Genomic DNA, 19,055 nt, shown 5'->3' on the forward strand with positions numbered 1-19,055 from the left:
AGTTTGCTCAACCAGAATAACGCAGAGTCCTTTCCGGTTTTCTCCTCATACTATTTTTCATACAGTAGCTGCATTCTTTTGACAGGAATTCATGCATGAAGCAGCGCCCAACAACTGCCCCCCGCAACCGCATACTCAAGCAGGCACTGCTTTGTGGCATAGGGCTTGGGCTGAGCATCTCTTCCTTTTACGCACCACAAGCTCAGGCACGCGAGTACCGCTACACGGATAGCCACCTCCATTACGTCGACTTCCTGCAGTACTCCCAGGGTATGCAGGCACTGTTACGACAAATGGATAAAAGCAATGTGGACTATGCCCAGATTATGGGTCTTGGCGTAGTAAAAAAATGGCAAGAGGACGAGCCGCAAAAGCCTCAATACCTGATGGCTGACGATGCACGAGTCTACTGGTACAGCGCGACAGATGAGTTAGTCGCCCGAGCAGTAGAACAGTTGCCTGCCCGTCAACGTGCCCGGTTCTTTCCTTTCATTACTGGCTTCAACCCTACCGATATGAACGCGGTTGATCACATTGAACGCATGCTCACCTGGCACCCCGGGTTGTTTAAAGGAATAGGAGAAGTACTGCTACGTCACGATGATTTAACGGCACTCACGTATGGTGAAACGCCTCGCGCCAACAACAAAGCCATGGACCGCGTCTACTCTCTGGCAGCCAAGCACCATCTGCCCGTGTTGATCCACAGCAATATCACCTCTGTCTATCACCCTGATCCGATCTATAGAAAGGAATTGGAGGAGGCAGTATCAAGGCATCCTGACACCACCTTTATCTGGGCACATGCAGGCACCAGTGAAGCCATCAATCGCGAGCAATATCTGAAGTTCCTGCCTTCTTTGGTCAGTGAATTACTGCAGCGCTACGATAACCTCTATATCGATCTGTCCTGGAGCGTTCTGCACCCTTACATTCTGGATGATAAAAACAAGCCACGAGGTGAATGGCTGAGCCTGATCCGCAAATATCCACAGCGCTTTACCATCGGCTCGGATTTGATTGGCTACTTCGACGCGCTAGGCTCAACACTTGAGGACTACAATCCCCTGCTGGATGCCTTGCCTACAGAGGTTGCTAATGACTTAGCGCGCGACAATTTTCTGCGTCTGATGGGGGTATCACCACGCTGAACATCAGCATGTAGAGAGGCAGGCTATTTGAGATGCCTGCCGCCGTGCAGGGGTAAGCTGGCACCCGTGACATAAGGGCTGTTGAACAGATAAAGAATGGTATCCAGTACCACCTGTTCACCAGGCACAATCTCCAGCAATGACTTCTTTACAGCCTGCAAGCGATACGCCTCGTCATCATCCTCATTGAAGCAGATCAAGGCAGGGGCGATGGCATTGACCTTGATGGCGGGCGCAAACAGTCTGGCAAACGAGAGTGTCTGGTTTTCCAGCCCCGCCTTGGTTGCAGCATAGGCAGCGTGCTTATCACTGCCTCTGTTTACCACCCAGTCCGTCATATGAATAATGTCTCGTGCGCCGTCATGAGACATAAGAAGTGGCTGGCAAGCACGATTTATCAGATAAGGCGCCAACATATGGAGATTGAACATCTGCTGGAAATGCTCCGCAGCGAGTTCATCTACCTGATGGTCGGGATACCACATCGAGGCATTATGGATGACTGCACGAAGCACAGTCACTTCAGCGGTTAATCGAAGTACAAAATCTTCGATACCCGACAGACTGGAAAAGTCAGCGGGAATCAGTCTGACCCCCGCCTCTTGCAACACATCCAGCTCCGGGCGGGGCGTACGGTAGCTGACTACTACCTGATAACCCATGGCCTGCAAACCAAGCGCGGTAAAGAAACCGATACGCTGGCCGCCTCCTGTAATCAGGACAGTGCCACTCATATCAGGCACCGCAGGCGGCAATCACGCTCGCAGCGCAGCTCATACCGCTAACCCATGCGCCTTCCATCCCCTCGCCTGCAAGCCAGTCACCGCACACGGCGAGTTTACGCTGATAGTCGAAATAGGACGGGGCATCTCCTACTGGCGTGTGCTGGGCATAAAGCCAACGATGGGCCATGAGCGGCTTAACATCTTTCTCGGGAATATCCATGAAGCGCGCAAAGGCCACGCCCATAGCGGAAATAACATCCTCCTTGCTGGCACTGACCTCATCCACACTCCAGCGACGGTTGGCATAGAGGGTCCATATTTCACCCGGATGCTGACGCCCAGGCTTGGCACTATCACGAACCAGCCGGCCTAACACGCGATGACCCTGAATATCCAGCCAGTCAAAAGGTTGTGTAGAAGGCGTCGCCAGTTCAACAGCCAATGCCCAACAGGGGCTGGGTTTTACCCGACGCGAGTATTCCTGCAAAGCAGGTGATGAGTGCAACAAAGGCTCAGCCTGAGGAGCAGGCAGAGCTACGACGATAAAATCGAAGTTACCATAAGAGGACTCTTCGCTGACCGGCGTCAGGTGATGACGGTGTGACTCGATATCAGTAATCCGCACTTTGTTATGCACCGTCAGCGGATGCAGCACTTCTTTGATCAGAGCATGCATATTCGGTGAGCCGACCCATTGCCGCTGGCCTCCGATCAAACGCACACCTTCGCCTGGCATCCACTGCGCCTGGCGAGGCTCCCACGCAGTCGCCACACCAGCGCTTTCCAGCTCGCGCAGCCAGCCAATAAAGTCCGAACCCTGTGCCGTAAAACCGGGAATACCAAGATCAACACCGCTGGCACCTTCATAGCGCTTGGCGCTCAGTCTGCCACCGACGCCACGACTCTTGTCGAACACTTCGACATGATGCCCGGCGTCGTGCAATTCTCTGGCAGCCACTGCGCCAGCCATTCCAGCACCGATTACCGCTATACGCTTGGCACTAAATTCATTATTTTTCATCTTTCATTCATCAGTTAACACGCTCTTCGCTTGAGGGCGAAAATAGCTGAAATCCCGAAACTTGCCTAGGGGTGATCACGACTCTATTACGTCCCTTTGTACCGCCTCTGGCATCCATCAATATTCCGTTGAATACGGATGCAAACCTTTCTATTTAATACCCATCTTGATGACATCCCGATGGCAGCAACCATCTACCCCGCCATCAACAGCTCTTGGTCAGGGAAACAGATCCGAAAGCGCTCCTTGCAGCTGTGGATAGCGAAATGCATAGCCTGCCTCTGACAGGCGCCTGGGAATCACACACTGCCCTTCCGTCACCAGCTCTGCCGACTCTCCCATCAGCAGCCCGATGACAACACCCGGCACGGGCAGCCAGCAAGGGCGATGCAATACGCTGGCCAGTTGCTTACTGAAGGTAAGATTGCTGACGGGATTGGGCGCAACCAGGTTAAACACGCCAGAGAGAGTCGGATGGTTAAGCAGGAAGCACACCGCCTCAATCCAGTCCTGCCGATGAATCCAGGACATCATCTGATTACCCGAACCAATAGGGCCACCCGCCCCCAACCGAAATGGGGGAAGCATTTTGCTGAGCGCCCCCTGTTTGGCATCCAGCACAATACCCGTTCGCAACAGGCAGACCCGAGCCCCGCGATCCTGCGCGTGTAATGCTGCTTCCTCCCAGTCACGACATAACTGATGCGGAAACGACTCCACACCACTGGAGGACTCGTTAAGAATAACGTTGGCAGGCTGGCTGCCATAAAATCCGATAGCGGAACCACTGAGCAGTGTCGGAATGGCCCTTGGCGCCTCTGCCATCCATTTCACCAGCTGACGTGTAAGCCCGATTCGACTCTCTCTTAGCTGTAGCTTCCGCTCTGCAGTCCAGCGCTTGCCGACGATAGGTTCCCCCGCTAGGTTAATCACCGCGTCCCAGGCAGTGGAATCATGCGAAGGTAGCACCTCCACAGCAACCACCTGTGGCGGTAACTTCCGTCGCGCCCTCACAACGCTCCTCACCCAGGCAGTGACCTGATGACCATCAGCGACCAGCCGGTGACAGAGCGCAGTCCCCAGAAATCCCGTCGCACCACTAATCAATATCTGCATATGCATCCCTCGCCAATTCTATGACGACTGCAACAATCACACTTGCCTCAGCCCATCACACTCAACCGCAGCAATCCAATCGGCCAATCTCAACGTATTGCTTGTAAATATGTGCTGAAAACTTTAAAAATTGTACAAAATAAATTTTATGTACAATACAGTAAAACTCAGCTATCGCCGAACGAATCCATCGCCTGCACCTCAAACATTCTGGAGCAGCAATATGACTCACGCCGACATCACCACTCATCATTTAGCCGCGTCAAACATGGCAGGACCAGGTATTACTCTGGGCATAAGCGCCTGTCTGGTCGGCCATGAAGTCCGCTTTAACGGCGGACACAAACAGTCCCACTACTGTTTAGATGTGCTTGCGAAGTATATGACGTTCAAGCCTTTCTGCCCGGAAGTTGGTATTGGCATGAGCGTTCCCCGGCAACCGATCAGATTGATCGGAGATCCTCACACCCCTCGCGCCGTAGGCACCGTCGATCAGACTCAGGACGTTACCGATGCCCTGTATGAATACGGCGTTCGTACTGCGCAGGTCTGTGCAGGCAAAATAAGTGGCTACCTGCTGATGAAGAACTCGCCCAGTTGCGGCCTGCATCGTGTCAAAGTCTATCAGGCTAATGGGCACCCTCATCGCGAAGGCGGCCGGGGGCCTTTTGCTCAGGCCTTGCTGGACAACCTGCCTTACCTGCCTATCGAAGAAGAAGGACGCCTGAATGATGCGGTATTACGTGACAATTTTGTCACTCGCGTCTACACCTATCATGAGTGGCAACAGCTGATGACAGAAGAACTGACGCCGGCGCGCTTGATTGGCTTCCATTCACGCCACAAGTATCTGCTGATGGCCCATAGTCAACAAACGTATAAAACACTGGGGAAAATGCTGAGCAATCTCAAGTGTGCTGATCTGACCACTATTGCCAATCAGTACTTTGCTACACTCATGGAGGCGCTGTCGCAACCCGCCAGCAGAAAAAACCATGCCAATGTACTGCTACATCTGGTGGGTTATCTCAAACGCAGCACCAGCAGCCAGACTCGTTACGACATCGTCGAACGTATACATCAATTCCGCCAGGGCCTTCTGCCACTGGTAGTACCGATAACCCTGATCAAGCATCACATTGATCAGCAAACGCAGCCTTATCTGGCCCACCAGAGCTACCTGCAGCCACACCCAGAAAGCCTGGGCCTGCGTAATTCAATCTGACGCCATAGCTGTACGCAGACACCGTAGTACGCAGATGGCAGCCTTTGACTGAGTGAGAACACAGACATGGATACAGAGTTAGCACTGCATTACCGGGCAATACTGGAACAACTAGGTGAGGACCCCGGCAGAGAGGGTTTACGTGATACTCCCAAGCGTGCCGCCAAAGCCATGGAGTTCCTTACCCGTGGTTACCAGACTGAACTGGACACCATCATCAACGGTGCAATTTTTTCCTCAGACAATGATGAAATGGTCATAGTGCGAGACATTGAACTCTACTCCCTGTGCGAGCATCACCTGCTGCCTTTCATTGGCAAAGCCCATGTCGCCTACATCCCTCAGGGTAAGGTATTGGGCCTGTCCAAGATTGCACGCATTGTCGATATGTTTGCCCGCCGCCTGCAGATTCAGGAAAACCTCACCAAGCAAATTGCTGACTGCATACAAACTGTGACTCAGGCTGCGGGGGTTGCCGTCAGCATTGAAGCCAAACACCTGTGCATGATGATGCGCGGGGTGGAGAAACAAAACTCAGTGATGAATACCTCAGTGATGCTTGGCAGCTTTCGGACCAATCAAGCATCACGCAACGAATTTTTGCAGCTGATCAGAGGCAACTGAGCTGATCAGCTCGGCAGCAGAGCACCTGATACCTCTCTCATCCGGTGCAGTATGGAGCAGGACCCCCCGCCATCCAGAAGGATAGAGTCATGTCGAGCCAGTCATACCAGCTAGAACCCGCCACCATCAGAATCAAGAATTTGCGGCTGCGCACCTACATCGGCATCAAGGAAGAAGAAATCAACAACCGTCAGGACGTGGTTATCAATGTGCGCATTCGTTACGACGCTGAACGTGCAGCTTCAAGCGATGATATGGATAATGCTCTCAACTACCGCACCATCACTAAAGCGATCATTCACTATGTGGAAGAGCACCGCTTCCACCTGTTGGAAAAACTGTGCCAGGAGGTGCTGGATATCGCCCTGACGCATCGCGATGTTCTTGAGGCCTGGGTGGAAATTGATAAACCCCATGCCCTACGCTTCGCCGACTCGGTATCCATGGAGTTACATGGCAGACGATATTGAGTTAGCGCTTCACTGATATACAGCGATCAGCGAGCCACCGTTACAGTGGCTCGCAACCACGTCTTCTAGTGCTAGTGCGTTAAAGATGAGGCTCAAGCAGTGCCACCAGCGCCTTGATATGGCTGATGTCATCGTTCAGGGCTGGCACATAGTGATACTGCTCACCACCGGCCTCCATGAACACCTCTTTATTCTCCCGACCGATTTCATCGATGGTTTCCAGGCAGTCGGCGGAAAAGCCCGGACAAATAACCGCGACCGACTTCACCCCCTGACCAGGCAGGTGCTCCAGAGTCATGTCGGTGTAAGGCTGCAACCATTCTGCCTTGCCAAAACGCGACTGAAACGTGGTCATATATTGCTCTTCACTCCACCCCATACGTTCAGCAACCAGTTGGGTGGTCTTTTGGCAGTAGCAAAAGTAAGGATCCCCCTTCAGGTGATATTCCTTGGGAGTACCGTGATAGGAAAACAGCCACTTTTGCGGGATGCCATAGCGCTCAATATGGCGACCAATGGACTCGCACAATGACGCTATGTAGCCAGCATGCTGGTGATAGGTGTTGATAAAGCGCACTTCGGGCACCCAGCGCCAGCGCTGCAGTTCAGCACTGACAGCATCAAACGTAGACCCGGTGGTAGCTCCGGAATACTGCGGATAAAGGGGCAGTACCACCAGTCGCTCAACTTGCTGATTCTTCAGCTCTGTCAACGCCTGCGCAATGCTGGGATTACCGTATCTCATCCCTAATACCACAGGTGTATCCGTCCCCAGCGCCACCTGAATCTGCTGCCGCTGCTGTTCAGCAATATGCAGCAAGGGAGAGCCATCGCTGGTCCATACTTTCTTGTACAGCGCAGCAGAACGCGACGGCCGCACACGCAGGATGATGCCATGCAAAATCATCCACCAGGGCAAACGTGGCATTTCGATAACCCGAGGATCCCACAGGAACTCCGCTAGATAACGTCGTAGTGCCGATGCCGTTGGGGCATCCGGCGTACCCAGATTGGACAGCAGGATGCCCGTCCGGGTCCCTGCCTGATGATCAAACTCTTTAATCCCTTTGAACTGGCTCACTGGCAGCCTCTCTTACAACTCTTGATCAAGTGACATTGCTGCCACCATAAAGCGACAGAATAACTTATACAAATACTTAATCACGTACAGATATTTGACAAATTGCACAGAACAGCAAACACTCAGCCCTGTGGTAGCAGGATCCACCGCAAACAGAGCACGTTAACCATGTCCGATACACCCATATTACAATCCGACACCCCCCTTCCAGACGAAGAAGCCCTCTTTCCGATCCGTGAGGTATCGCGTCAGACCGGCGTCAATTCGGTCACCCTGCGCGCGTGGGAACGTCGCTATGGACTGATCAAACCATTACGCACCAGCAAGGGCCATCGTTTATACAGCACCGAGCACGTAACACGGGTGCAATGCATTCTCGAATGGCTGGACCGCGGTGTCGCTATCAGCCGGGTACGCGAGCTGCTTGATCGCCCGGAACCCGCCGCTGCTTTAGTGGATGACACTGACAATACCTGGCAACTGTATTTCACCCAGATGCATACCGCGGTTAAAAGCTTTAACGACAACCGCCTCGACGACGCCCTCAATCAGGCACTGGCTCTCTACCCGGTAGAAAGTGTGGTACAGCGCCTGATCCAGCCCTTGCTGACACAGCTGCAACAGGAATGGCTGAATCTTCCTGTCGGCGCTGCACTGGAGAAACAATTCCTGTTTGGTTATCTGCGTACCAAGCTGGGTATGCGGCTGTTTCATGCCAATCGCACTCAACCGGGAAAGACCCTGTTACTGGCAGGCCTGACCAGTGACACAGAGGAGGTTGAACTGCTTCTGCAAGGTGCTATTGCCAGTGCACTGGGCTTTCGCGTGATCAGCCTCGGTACTGCCATCCCCATCAGAGAAATTCCTCTGGCACTGGACCACACCCAGGCCGATGCCCTGCTGCTGCATAGCGATCAGCGTCTGGATCGCTCAATGGTGCTCAGCGAATTACCCAGACTGCGACAGCTCTATCCCCATCTGGCCATCGCCATGCACGGGCATTGCAGCCAGATACACCAACAGGCGTTTGCAGAGCTGGCGATTCAGACGTCAACCGAAGCACCCCATTTGTTGATGCGCAAACTGCTACAACCCGGCAGCTGAACACCCGCAACCGGATTCAGGTGGAGAACTAACGATGCAACTAGTGTGGTTTCGCAACGATCTGCGCACCCTCGATAACACTGCCCTTTACTACGCCTGCAAGCGTGGACAACCGGTCACCGCAGTGGTAGCCATCACCCCGGAGCAGTGGCAAAGCCATGGTGACGCACCAGTCAAACAGAGCCTGTATTATAGAAGCCTGCTGACGCTGAAGTCGTCGCTGGCGCAATTGAATATTCCTCTGAAGGTCATTGAAACTGCCAATTTTACTGGCCTGCCACAACAGATTCTGGATCTGTCACTGCAGCTGGGCTGTACAGCCATCCACATGAATCGCCACTACGAGTGGAATGAACGCCAGTGTGAAGAAGAACTCGCACGCCTTGCTGTGCAGGCCGGGATCGAAATCCAGCGTTACACCGATCAGGTCTTCCATGAGCCCGGCTCAGTGCTGACTGGCAAAGGCGAGTACTACACCGTATTCACCCCGTTCAAGAAAAACATCTGGCCCACACTCACTCAACAGCCCCCCCAAAGCTATCCCGTACCGCCTGCCTGCCCCGCCAGCGCGGTGACAGCCGACGGCATACCGTGCTGGCTGGAAGCTGATGAAGCCGGGCTGCGCGCCGATCTTTGGCCAGCAGGTGAAGAAGAAGCGATCAGACGTCTGGAGCTGTTCGTTGAACGAAAGCTGCCGCTGTACGGGCAGCTGCGAGACATTCCTTCACAACCGGGCACCAGCACCCTGTCTCCCTATCTGGCATTGGGGATCATTTCACCCCGCACCTGCCTGCACTATGCGCTGTCGCGACTGCCAGAGGCACGAGCCCATCAGGGCGCAGAAGCCTGGATCAACGAGCTGATCTGGCGGGACTTTTACAAGCATATTCTGGTGGGCTTCCCTCGTGTCAGTAAACACAGAGCCTTCAAGCAGGATACCGAAGCGCTGGCCTGGCGTCACAGCGACAGTGATCTGCAACGCTGGCAACAGGGACAAACCGGCTATCCACTGGTCGATGCTGCTATGCGCCAGCTCAACCAGACAGGCTGGATGCATAATCGTCTGCGCATGGTAACGGCCATGTTCCTCAGCAAGCACCTGTTACTGGACTGGCGGCTCGGTGAAGCCTATTTCATGAGCAAACTGGTTGATGGTGATCTGGCCGCCAATAACGGTGGCTGGCAGTGGAGTGCATCGACCGGCACCGATGCTGCACCCTACTTCCGCATCTTCAACCCAGTCAGCCAATCAGAAAAGTTTGATCCTGAAGGCCGCTTTATCCGTCGCTTTGTCCCTGAGCTGGCTCATCTTGATAACAAGACGATCCACTCGCCCTGGCTCGCTGGCAAGGTAGCCAACTATCCCGCACCGATGGTTGACCACAAATTTGCACGCCAGCGCGTACTGGACAGCTTTCAGGCCCTGAAAGAAATCTCTGCCTGAACACCAACAGAGCTTAACGTAATTGAAAACGAGTCGTTAAAGAGCGCTCAGCACGTCACTCCAGTCAACATAGTGATGATCCGTCAGCGCGGGCCATAGGGATTCTCTGCCTACCAGAAGCGTTGCCACACCGGCGGCCCGCCCAGCCGAGAGATCATAGTGAAAGTCCCCCACCATGACGGCGGTAGAAGTGCTGGCCTGCCAGAAGCTGAGCAGCTTGTGAATACCCGCAGGGTCTGGCTTAGCTGCCGCATCTTCCCTTGCCAGAATGCAGTCTTCCGCGAAAAACGACAGCAGCTCGCTGTGATGCAGACCTGCCAGAACAGCCTGACGATGATTACGACTCAGCACCCCGACACGATAACCCTGCGCGTGCTTTTCCTGCAGCTTGACCAGCACTTCACGTGCACCGGGCATCACCGTTGACTGCTCGGCAGCACGAACCTCAAAGGCCGTTACGATGGCCTCAGCCTCTCGCTGCTGGGCCTCATCCAGACTGCCGACATACGCCAGAATATCGACTCCGGCCGCAATACCCAGCGCTTCGCGCATCCCGACAAAATCCAGTGGATTACAAATCAGCGTCCCGTCCAGATCAAATATCCAGGAACGATACTGTGCCAAACCAGACGCCATCTCAACAACCGCCATTCGATACTCCCAAGCCCCTATTAACTCACTGAAAATTATCAACTTATTCAACTGTGCCACGATCTTGGCCGAATGCGACCTGGACTGGACTTATTTCTGTATGCTCTTTATAAGAACACGTTTAGGACCTGCTGTACGCCAGACTGGCGAAGCAAGATCCTGCTCTCGATCTTCGCCCAGGACATGGGCGTAACATGCACAGATCGTCAACATGAGCGCAAAGATCAGGCTGGTCAGGACCACTTACTCAACAAAGGTGAAGCTATGCTGGTTATTCGCCCTATAGAACCTGAAGATTATCCGGCGCTGTACACCATTGCCGAAGAATCCGGTGTAGGTTTTACCTCGCTGCCTCTCAATGAAGAAATTTTGCAGGACAAGATCGCCACATCGAAAGAGTCCTTCGCCAAAAACATTACCCAGCCAGGTGAGGAAAACTACCTGTTCGTACTCGAAGATCAGGCCACTGGCGAAATCGTCGGGACCACGGCCATTGTAGCTTCGGTGGGTATGTCATCCCCTTTCTATCATTACCATCGAAGCGTTGTGGTTCACGCCTCTCAGGAACTGGGCGTACATAACAAGATGGAAGTGTTGATTCTCTGCAATCACTACACCGGCTGTACTGAAATTTGCACATTGTTCCTGCGCGAGCCCTACCGTTCAGGTACCAATGGCCGCCTGCTGTCCAAATCACGCTTCCTGTTTCTGGCGGACTTTCCTGAGCGCTTCAGCAACAAGGTGATCGCCGAGATGCGCGGCTACTCTGACGAAAATGGGCAGTCACCGTTTTGGGGCTGGCTGGGCGAGAACTTCTTTAAAATCGACTTCGCTCGTGCGGACTATCTGGTAGGTATGGGTAACAAGGTGTTTATTGCCGAGTTGATGCCGAAATACCCTCTCTACGTCAACCTGCTGTCCAAACAGGCACGTGATGCCATCAGTCAGGTTCACCCCAAGACAAAACCTGCCTTGCGCCTGCTGGAGAAGGAAGGATTTAAGCACGTGGGCTACATCGACATTTTTGATGGCGGCCCTACCGTGGAAGCGGAACTGACCGAACTGAACTCAATCCGCAACAGTCGGCTGAAAGTGGCCCGAATCGGCGATGTGGCGGAAGACGAAGAACTGTATCTGATCAGCAACCGCGGGCTGGAAAACTACCGCTGTACAATTGCGCCAGTCAAAGTGCTGGAACATGACCGCGTACTGCTTTCCCAGCAGCTGGCGGATGCCCTGCAGATCAGCGAAGGCGATAGCGTGCGTATTGTCGCCGTCGATGGTTATTACCGCGAACGCTACCGTCTCTGATATGCGCTACTGACCTTCACCGGAAAACAATCAGGCCGACATGATGTCGGCCTGATTGTTTGCTACTTCGAGGTCAGCAACAACGTCACTTACTCTTCGTCTTCTTCTGGCAGCTCTAATGGTTTGGCAGAGACCAGCACTCCGTTCATGTCCGCGTAGACATACTGACCGGGAATAAACTCCACACCGCCAAAACGCACGGGCACATTGAGATCGCCCAGACCACGACGGTTACTTTTCACCGGGAAGGTCGCCAGTGCATGAACACCGATGTCCATCTCACCGATCAGCCCTGCATCACGGATACAACCGTAGACGATAATACCTTCCCAGCCATTGCTCATAGCCTGTTCCGCCATCAGATCGCCACACAGCGCATGGCGCATGGAGCCGCCACCGTCGACAACCAGCACCTTACCTTCCCCGGGCAACGCAACCTGCTCTTTGACCAGCGAGTTATCTTCAAAACACTTGATGGTAACGATTTCACCACCGTAACTGAGGCGGCCGCCGTAGCAGCTGAACATGGGCTCAACGACACGGACATCATCAGGAAAGGCATCACACAAATCAGGCAGAAGATCGAGACGCATGGGTTGCTCCTTGAGGATCAGATGTAAATATATGCCTGCGCATAGTAGCAGCTTCACACCACAAACTAAGCGAACGATGTGACGAATTAGTCTAATGCACCGCAACAAGCAATCGACTTTCAGCCTGAGTGATCAGATAAACGACAAAGCCGCCCGAAGGCGGCCTTACCACAGTCTGCTATATGCGTATCAGAGTTTGAACTGCCCCATCTCCCGCTTCAGCAGATCAGCGACATCGGTCAGACGTTCTGCACCTTTGCGCGACTCTGCGGCAGCAACGGCCAGTTCATCAGCGACCTCCTTGATGGAAGTCGTATTGCGGCTGATATCATCGCTCACCGCTTTCTGTTCCTCTGCCGCACTGGCAATCTGCACCGCACGATCACTGATCTGATTAATAGAGTCGGTGATTTCTCCCAGGCTGTTGCTGACAGACTCGGCATCGACAACGCTACTGGTGGCCAGCTGACCACTCTTTTCCATGTACTGCACGGCGGTGCGGGTCGTGTTTTGCAACTGTTCGATCATCTTCTGAATTTCTTCAGTCGAGCTGTGAGTACGCTGAGAAAGCACGCGCACTTCATCGGCGACCACAGCAAAACCCCGCCCCTGCTCACCGGCACGAGCCGCTTCGATAGCCGCATTCAGTGCCAGCAGGTTGGTCTGTTCAGCCACCCCCTGAATGGTGGCCAGAATGCTGCTGATACCCTGAGCGTGACGATTCAGCTCATTGATGACGTTGGTTGAACTTTCGATTTCACTCGCCAGTGTAACGATGGAATCACGGTTACGCTTCACCAGCCCCATCCCCTGCTCACAGGACTTCGCCGAGCTGCGGGCTGCGTGTGCCGTCTCTTCTGCATGTTGCGCCACTTCATTCGCGGCCACCGCCATCTCATGCATGGCTGTCGCTACCTGAGTGATCTCCTGCTGCTGCTGGTTGATTTCGTGGTCTGTACGGACGGCATTCTTCATGCCCTTGTCTGCTTCGTCATTAAGGTCATCCGCCGCCTTGGCGACCCTTCTCATGATCGGCTGGATGTGCTCGATAAAAGCGTTAAAGTTGGCAGAAATCTTACCCAGCTCGTCGTTGCTGTTAACAGCCAGACGTTTGGTCAAGTCACCCTGACCGCTGGCCACTTCATGCAAGGCTGCAGAGACCTCGGCCAATGGGCGTAGTAAGCGAGACAGTCCCACCACCGCCAGAGCAATGAAGACTGCAAAAATCACCAGACAGATCAGAATGGCGCTGGTCAGAAGATTATCCAGTGAGGCAAATACTTCATCAGGATCAACCAGTGACATCAGGTACCAGTCACTACCATCAACATGCGTGACCTTGGCCAGCTTACTGGTGCCATCGAGGGTCACCGCTGTCAGCTCCTTAGCCTGATCCAGACGCGGCAACTCGCTGGCATTAATACCGGACACCACGTTGGAGAATGGCTTGAGCACCTGATTTTTGTCTTTGTAGGCGATGATCTGCCCCTTGCCATCGACCAGCATGGCTGTACCCCGCTCGCCCAGGTCAATGGCCAGTACGGTGTTAACGATGTCATTGATAAAGACATCGCCACCGTATACGCCGTAGCGCTTCCCTTCACCATCTTTACCCGGCATCACCACGGTGATCACCAGATCGCTGGTGGTAGCATCAATATAGGGTTCAGTCACCGACAGTTTTTGTGTCTGCTGGGCCAGCTGATACCAGGGACGCTTGCGGGGGTCATAACCCGCCTTCGGAGAGCGGCCGTCGCTGTAAACCATCTCGCCGTCTTCAAAACCTGCATAGGCCACCGAGAAGTGACCGCTGTCATTGGCGATAGATAGCGCCTTGGTCAGGAACTCTTTGGCTGGCTGCGCTTTGGCTACCGTGCTGATTGCACTGAGCTTGCCATCCAGCCACTCGCCAATGCGACCTGCTGTCTGGGTGTTGGTAAGTACCACCTTGGCAACAACGTCAGCTTCCAGGCTTTGGCGGAACTGTAAGTAAGCAGAAGTGGTTAGTAGTGTGGTGACCACCAGTATGACCAGTGAGACAAAGACAAGTAGTTTCCGTTTTAAAGTCATAGTCGATTCTCTGAACAGAATATGAGTTTTGGCTCTGTGCGATTTAATAAGTCGTACGCCAAACGCGCATGATCGAAACGAATAATTACATCTGCCCGGTTTTGTCCGAACGCTCACCTACCAACTCGAGACTTTTCACCAGTCCAGTTAACTGAATGCTGGATCCTTAGGTCATAGCAAGCAGCGGCACCGTGCAACAGACATCTCTGCGGCTCGACATCGCTAACTGTCAGAGTGTAGTACAGGAATGAGCAGGGAGAGCAGACGTCAGCGTGTTACTGACGCCTTCATGCGGATTTCTGAGGTTTTCGGGCGGATTTGCGGCTTGTTCTTCTGCCCCGGTTTGGTTTACTCGGTGCTTTGACTGCGGCAGGAGCCATTTGCTGATGCTGCAACTCAGCGGCCCGGTAATAACGCAGCTCGAAATTTTGCGTTTTCTGCAGTTTTTGCAGCACCTGCAACTGATTAGCTGCCTCCTGACGCTTGGTATAACAAGCGACCCAGAGCAGCACACCACCCTGTTGCTCCCACTGCTGCCACTGAGCATGAGCAGGCAATGCGTCCAGGGAAACTTCGTTTGATCTGGCGGCCTCAGGGACTAGCGCTGCGCTGTTTTCATGCAGCACTGGATAATCAGCACAATGGGCAGCATAGCGTTGAGGCAAGGCTTGCATATCGGCATCAGCAGGTAAATGCCAGACAATCAGAACAGGATGCGCAGGCTCGGTGGCCTCCTCAGTTGTAGCCTTTCCATTGCTTTCAGGCATGTGTAGTGGCTGCGCGCCTGCGCCGACCTCATCGGAAACGGGGTCCGCTGTACACTCATCAACGTGGCTGACAGTGTCATTAATTGTAAGGTCAGCACCGTCCTGAGACAGCGTCGCTGCAACGGGCTGATCTGCAACTACCTCTGTAGTCGCAAGCACCTCTGCAGTAGCACACACCTCTGTAGTAGCAAGGTGGCGTGCAGCCGAGGACAACACTGGAATACTGGCCGCTTCGGCCGAGACGGATGAAGCATGGAATACGGGCAGGCCACGCTCTCTGGCCCAGCCTAGCAACAGGGTATCCAGCTCTGCATCATCAGTGGCAATACTGACAATCTGCCATGGACGACTGAGCACTTCTTCCGGCTGCCCCTTGTGGATCCAGTGGATACCGCCATCACGAGCCAGCAATTGCATGGACTCCGCCAGAACGGGCGCACAGACACTGACATTGCCGCCAAGCGCCAGCAGTGCTCTCACTGCTCTGTCAGCCGCTTCAGCACCTCCCATCACCAGACAGGCGCAACCTTTGATATCAAACGAATTAAACGCAGAATTCATCATAGTCAGGTGATCGACCTTCATTCCTCAAAATCACTGCGTCAGGGGAGCAACGTAACGAACAGTCCCAACACAGCAATGAGCAGCTTTACTTCCCGGTTACAGCCGTTACTGTAGCCGCTCATCAATCCATATTTCTTTTTGCTTTAGCATCGCCCCCTGAACCCGTGGAGGAGTCAATGAGCCAAGCCCCGTCAGACCGTGCCGAGAGACACAAGGCCCGTATGGAGAAACTCAAAGCCCATGTTGATTCTCAAGTGGCTAAGGCTACCGAAGAGCGTGGCATCATCGTTCTTCTGACAGGGAATGGCAAGGGCAAAAGCAGCTCAGCATTCGGGATGGTCGCCCGGGCACTCGGCCATGGGCAGAAAGTCGGCATTGTGCAATTCATTAAGGGCGCATGGGATTGCGGTGAACAAAAATTCTTCGCGGGCCATGACAGAGTAACCTTCCACATCATGGGAACAGGTTTTACCTGGGATACGCAAAACCGTGATGCAGACATCACCGCCGCCAGGCAGGTCTGGGAAGAAGGAAAGCGTTTATTGCAGGATGACAGCTATGACCTGCTGGTATTTGATGAGATTACCTACATGTTCAAATACGACTATCTGCCACTGGAAGAGGTCATTCATGCACTGGTGAACCGCCCTGCTAATCAGAATGTGGTACTGACCGGTCGCGGCGCAGCGAAGGAGCTGATTGAGCTCGCTGACACTGTTACTGAGCTGGGTGATATCAAACATGCGTTTCGCGCAGGGATAAAAGCCCAGCCTGGCGTCGAGTTCTGACCAGTAACGTTATATGACTTGCAATCACTAACATCGCCTCCACATAGTCTGACAACCCAAGCGGCAGCCTGAGTTTGTGTATCGCCATGGTGGGTCTCACTACTCTCTGCCCATAGCAAGAGGGTGGTGGTCGATCCAGCCTGCGTTTAAACTGCAGCACTGCAATCACAATGAATTAACCGAGACTCCGTCATGACAGCAGCCATCGAGCCCGGCACCTCTCCTTTCATCGTCAATGTCACTTTGGACAACGTACGTGAACTGATCGAGCAGTCCTTTCACACACCTGTTCTGTTCGATTTCTGGGCCGACTGGTGCGCGCCTTGCAAGGCACTGCTCCCCATCCTCAGCAAACTGGCCGAGGAATATAACGGCGGATTTATTCTGGCCAAGGTGGATACCGAAGATCAGGGGCTGTCTCCTCTGGTGATGCAGTTTGGCATTCGCAGCCTGCCCACCGTCTATCTGTTCCAGAATGGACAGCCTGTAGATGGCTTCAGCGGAGCTCAGCCCGAGTCACAAATCCGCGCCCTGCTACAGAAGTACACCAAGCCTATCGAGGCAGAGACCAGCGTTGATCCCAAAGAGCTGGCAGAACAGGCCATTGCTGCTGGCGAGCTGAGTACCGCTCAGGCCATTCTCAACGATGCACTGTCAGAGCAACCCGAAAACTATGATCTGTTCCTGTTGCAAGCCAGTGTTTGCGCACAGCTGGGCGATGCGGACAATGCTAAGGCCATCATCAATGGCCTGCCGGACAGCCACAAAAACAGCACTCTGGCGAAAGAGGTGCTTGCTCGCCTGACATTTGCAGACCTTATCAAAGAGGCACCGGAAATGCCTGCCCTGCACACCAGACTGGAAGCGGATGCCAATGCATCTCAGGAGCGTTTCTGGCTGGCCGCAAGACTGGTCATGGCTGGGCAGAACGAGGAAGCCATGCAGCAGTTATTGCAACTGATGCGTCAGGATCGTGCCTTTGGTGATGATGCCGCCCGCAAAACCCTGATTAGCCTTTTCGATATGCTGGGCGCAGCACATCCGCTGGTGAATACCTACCGTCGTAAGCTTTACCAGGCCCTGTATTGATCCTGCCTCGCTACGTTTAGAGCGATAAAAAATGCCAGACCCGTAACCCAGCACGGATCTGGCATTTTCTTTTCCGTATCAATGGTATTCCTGCATCAACCACATCGGTGTCGACACTGCCCCAAAAGCGCGCTATTGAGCTCAGTGGTCTGAGATGAACTCCCCCAGGTCAGCCATCATTTCCTCGAAATAAGGATTAAAGGTCAGGCGGGCCGGATATCGTCCTTCCACTGCGAGTCCATATTCACTGAACCAGGGATCGGGATCCTGCAGACAGCGATTAAAAGCCGTAGTGTCTTCCACGTATGCCAAGCAATTGCGATAGTTCCCCTGCTTTCCATAGTGAGAATTAGCAGGAGAAAAAGTAACGGCAGTATGGGCAATAGCCCTGATTCGCTGCTCCGGGAGATAGCCAGGCCGGGATAACACCCCCGCTTCGCTCAATTCCTCCTGTCCATACCATACCAATCTGCTGTTCGGCTGCCTCAAGCGTAAGAACTGTTGCAAAACAAACTGACTGTTAATAGTGGCATCCGCCTCACTAACAACGATGTACACCGGACAACGGAAGTGCTGGCAGGTATTCAACTGCCGCTTAACCTGCAACGTCAGGTGGTAATACTGATGAATGGCATTGATGCTGAAGGATGAGTAGCGGGCAAAGTCTCGCTCAGGCCGCACGCTGTGCCACTTCCGAAAAGGAAACAGCAGGCGACTGGTCCACACCATGTTGCTGCGACACCGCCAAGCAGGGGCCCACAGTATCAGCCCGGCGATACTCGGCAGATCCAGCCCTTCCAGGGTCGCCAGAACAGCCCCCATGGAATACCCCCCCACCCATACCTTGTCGCACTGTTTCTGCAAATCAGCAATTTGTGCCCTGACCTGACGACGCCAGTTGCCAGCACGTACTTTCAAACTGTCTTCTGCCCGTGAGCCGTGCCCGGAAAGCAGGATCGACCGTGAGCGAATGCCACGTCGTGCCAGCGCTGCGGCAATGTCTCTGAAGGTAAAGGGGCTATCGGACAGGCCGTGAATGAGCAGCACGCCAATACGTTGATGCTCGCTCCCCATCTCGAAGGGCATGACCGCATCAATAGCCTCACTGCGACCAATCCCCATCGCCTCGGAGTGATATTTATCTCGCTCCAGACGCTGACGTGATTGCTGAACGTGCTCGGCAAAACTCATAGACAGCTCAGGCACTGCATACTCTCTTTGCCCTGTTCATCAAAATATCCAGAAAAACTCCTGCCGCAAG

18 protein-coding genes are annotated in these 19,055 nt (G+C 53.7%); 9 read left to right on the forward strand and 9 right to left on the reverse strand.

Annotated elements, in window-relative coordinates:
• The first annotated feature begins 95 nt into the window (after nucleotides 1–95).
• Nucleotides 96–1,151, forward strand: a complete 1,056-nt coding sequence (locus WH50_RS03045) for an amidohydrolase family protein (protein ID WP_110185964.1) — start codon at nucleotides 96–98, stop codon at nucleotides 1,149–1,151.
• 23 nt (nucleotides 1,152–1,174) lie between these two features.
• Here the strand turns inward: WH50_RS03045 and folM are convergent, their stop codons facing one another.
• The 3 genes from folM to WH50_RS03060 form a co-directional block, all read right to left on the reverse strand.
• On the reverse strand, nucleotides 1,175–1,885 hold the full coding sequence (folM, locus tag WH50_RS03050) for a dihydromonapterin reductase (protein WP_110185965.1): 711 nt from the start codon (nucleotides 1,883–1,885) through the stop codon (nucleotides 1,175–1,177).
• 1 nt (nucleotide 1,886) lies between these two features.
• Nucleotides 1,887–2,897, reverse strand: coding sequence for an NAD(P)/FAD-dependent oxidoreductase (locus WH50_RS03055; RefSeq protein WP_110185966.1), 1,011 nt, complete (start codon nucleotides 2,895–2,897; stop codon nucleotides 1,887–1,889).
• A gap of 219 nt (nucleotides 2,898–3,116) precedes the next feature.
• Nucleotides 3,117–4,013, reverse strand: a complete 897-nt coding sequence (locus WH50_RS03060) for a TIGR01777 family oxidoreductase (protein WP_110185967.1) — start codon at nucleotides 4,011–4,013, stop codon at nucleotides 3,117–3,119.
• Nucleotides 4,014–4,236: 223 nt separating this feature from the next.
• Here WH50_RS03060 and WH50_RS03065 point away from each other — a divergent pair, with 223 nt between their 5' ends.
• The 3 genes from WH50_RS03065 to folX all read left to right on the forward strand — a co-directional run bounded on the left by WH50_RS03065 (nucleotide 4,237) and on the right by folX (nucleotide 6,332).
• Entirely contained in the window at nucleotides 4,237–5,238 is a 1,002-nt protein-coding gene (locus tag WH50_RS03065; protein ID WP_243409975.1) for a YbgA family protein, read from the forward strand.
• 66 nt (nucleotides 5,239–5,304) lie between these two features.
• Nucleotides 5,305–5,862: a GTP cyclohydrolase I FolE gene (gene folE / locus WH50_RS03070; RefSeq protein ID WP_110185968.1), complete on the forward strand. Its 558-nt coding sequence runs from the start codon at nucleotides 5,305–5,307 to the stop codon at nucleotides 5,860–5,862.
• 89 nt (nucleotides 5,863–5,951) lie between these two features.
• Entirely contained in the window at nucleotides 5,952–6,332 is a 381-nt protein-coding gene (folX, locus tag WH50_RS03075; RefSeq protein WP_110185969.1) for a dihydroneopterin triphosphate 2'-epimerase, read from the forward strand.
• 79 nt (nucleotides 6,333–6,411) lie between these two features.
• On the opposite strand, the gene hemH is transcribed toward folX, so the two are convergent.
• On the reverse strand, nucleotides 6,412–7,413 hold the full coding sequence (gene hemH, locus WH50_RS03080; protein WP_243409976.1) for a ferrochelatase: 1,002 nt from the start codon (nucleotides 7,411–7,413) through the stop codon (nucleotides 6,412–6,414).
• 168 nt (nucleotides 7,414–7,581) lie between these two features.
• On the opposite strand from hemH, the gene WH50_RS03085 reads away from it, so the two are divergent.
• Together WH50_RS03085 and phrB are read left to right on the forward strand one after the other, a co-directional pair.
• Nucleotides 7,582–8,517 carry a MerR family transcriptional regulator gene (locus tag WH50_RS03085; RefSeq protein WP_110185970.1) on the forward strand — a complete coding sequence of 312 codons (936 nt, stop codon included), beginning with the start codon at nucleotides 7,582–7,584 and terminating at the stop codon, nucleotides 8,515–8,517.
• Nucleotides 8,518–8,551: 34 nt separating this feature from the next.
• Nucleotides 8,552–9,961 (forward strand): deoxyribodipyrimidine photo-lyase, encoded by a 1,410-nt coding sequence (phrB, locus tag WH50_RS03090; protein ID WP_110185971.1) that lies wholly within the window; start codon nucleotides 8,552–8,554, stop codon nucleotides 9,959–9,961.
• 36 nt (nucleotides 9,962–9,997) lie between these two features.
• Here the strand turns inward: phrB and WH50_RS03095 are convergent, their stop codons facing one another.
• Complete coding sequence (locus WH50_RS03095) at nucleotides 9,998–10,612, reverse strand: HAD family hydrolase (RefSeq protein WP_110185972.1); 615 nt, start codon at nucleotides 10,610–10,612, stop codon at nucleotides 9,998–10,000.
• Between the two features lie 264 nt (nucleotides 10,613–10,876).
• Between WH50_RS03095 and astA the strand changes: the two genes are divergently transcribed.
• Nucleotides 10,877–11,923: an arginine N-succinyltransferase gene (astA, locus tag WH50_RS03100; protein ID WP_110185988.1), complete on the forward strand. Its 1,047-nt coding sequence runs from the start codon at nucleotides 10,877–10,879 to the stop codon at nucleotides 11,921–11,923.
• Between the two features lie 89 nt (nucleotides 11,924–12,012).
• Here the strand turns inward: astA and rraA are convergent, their stop codons facing one another.
• From rraA to WH50_RS03115, 3 genes are all read right to left on the reverse strand, one after another.
• Complete coding sequence (gene rraA, locus WH50_RS03105; protein ID WP_110185973.1) at nucleotides 12,013–12,516, reverse strand: ribonuclease E activity regulator RraA; 504 nt, start codon at nucleotides 12,514–12,516, stop codon at nucleotides 12,013–12,015.
• 189 nt (nucleotides 12,517–12,705) lie between these two features.
• Entirely contained in the window at nucleotides 12,706–14,586 is a 1,881-nt protein-coding gene (locus WH50_RS03110; RefSeq protein ID WP_110185974.1) for a methyl-accepting chemotaxis protein, read from the reverse strand.
• Between the two features lie 287 nt (nucleotides 14,587–14,873).
• Nucleotides 14,874–15,917, reverse strand: a complete 1,044-nt coding sequence (locus tag WH50_RS03115; protein WP_165838286.1) for an NAD(P)-dependent oxidoreductase — start codon at nucleotides 15,915–15,917, stop codon at nucleotides 14,874–14,876.
• Between the two features lie 176 nt (nucleotides 15,918–16,093).
• Between WH50_RS03115 and cobO the strand changes: the two genes are divergently transcribed.
• Both cobO and WH50_RS03125 read left to right on the forward strand, forming a co-directional pair.
• Nucleotides 16,094–16,705, forward strand: a complete 612-nt coding sequence (gene cobO / locus WH50_RS03120) for a cob(I)yrinic acid a,c-diamide adenosyltransferase (RefSeq protein ID WP_110185976.1) — start codon at nucleotides 16,094–16,096, stop codon at nucleotides 16,703–16,705.
• Between the two features lie 192 nt (nucleotides 16,706–16,897).
• Complete coding sequence (locus tag WH50_RS03125) at nucleotides 16,898–17,794, forward strand: thioredoxin family protein (RefSeq protein WP_110185977.1); 897 nt, start codon at nucleotides 16,898–16,900, stop codon at nucleotides 17,792–17,794.
• A 141-nt stretch (nucleotides 17,795–17,935) separates the two neighbouring features.
• Here the strand turns inward: WH50_RS03125 and WH50_RS03130 are convergent, their stop codons facing one another.
• The gene (locus tag WH50_RS03130; protein ID WP_133251225.1) at nucleotides 17,936–19,000 is read right to left on the reverse strand and encodes an alpha/beta hydrolase; all 1,065 of its coding nucleotides are present in this window, start codon (nucleotides 18,998–19,000) and stop codon (nucleotides 17,936–17,938) included.
• Nucleotides 19,001–19,055 lie beyond the last annotated feature (55 nt).

It is taken from the genome of Pokkaliibacter plantistimulans (genome assembly GCF_003194385.1).
Lineage (GTDB): Bacteria > Pseudomonadota > Gammaproteobacteria > Pseudomonadales > Balneatricaceae > Pokkaliibacter > Pokkaliibacter plantistimulans.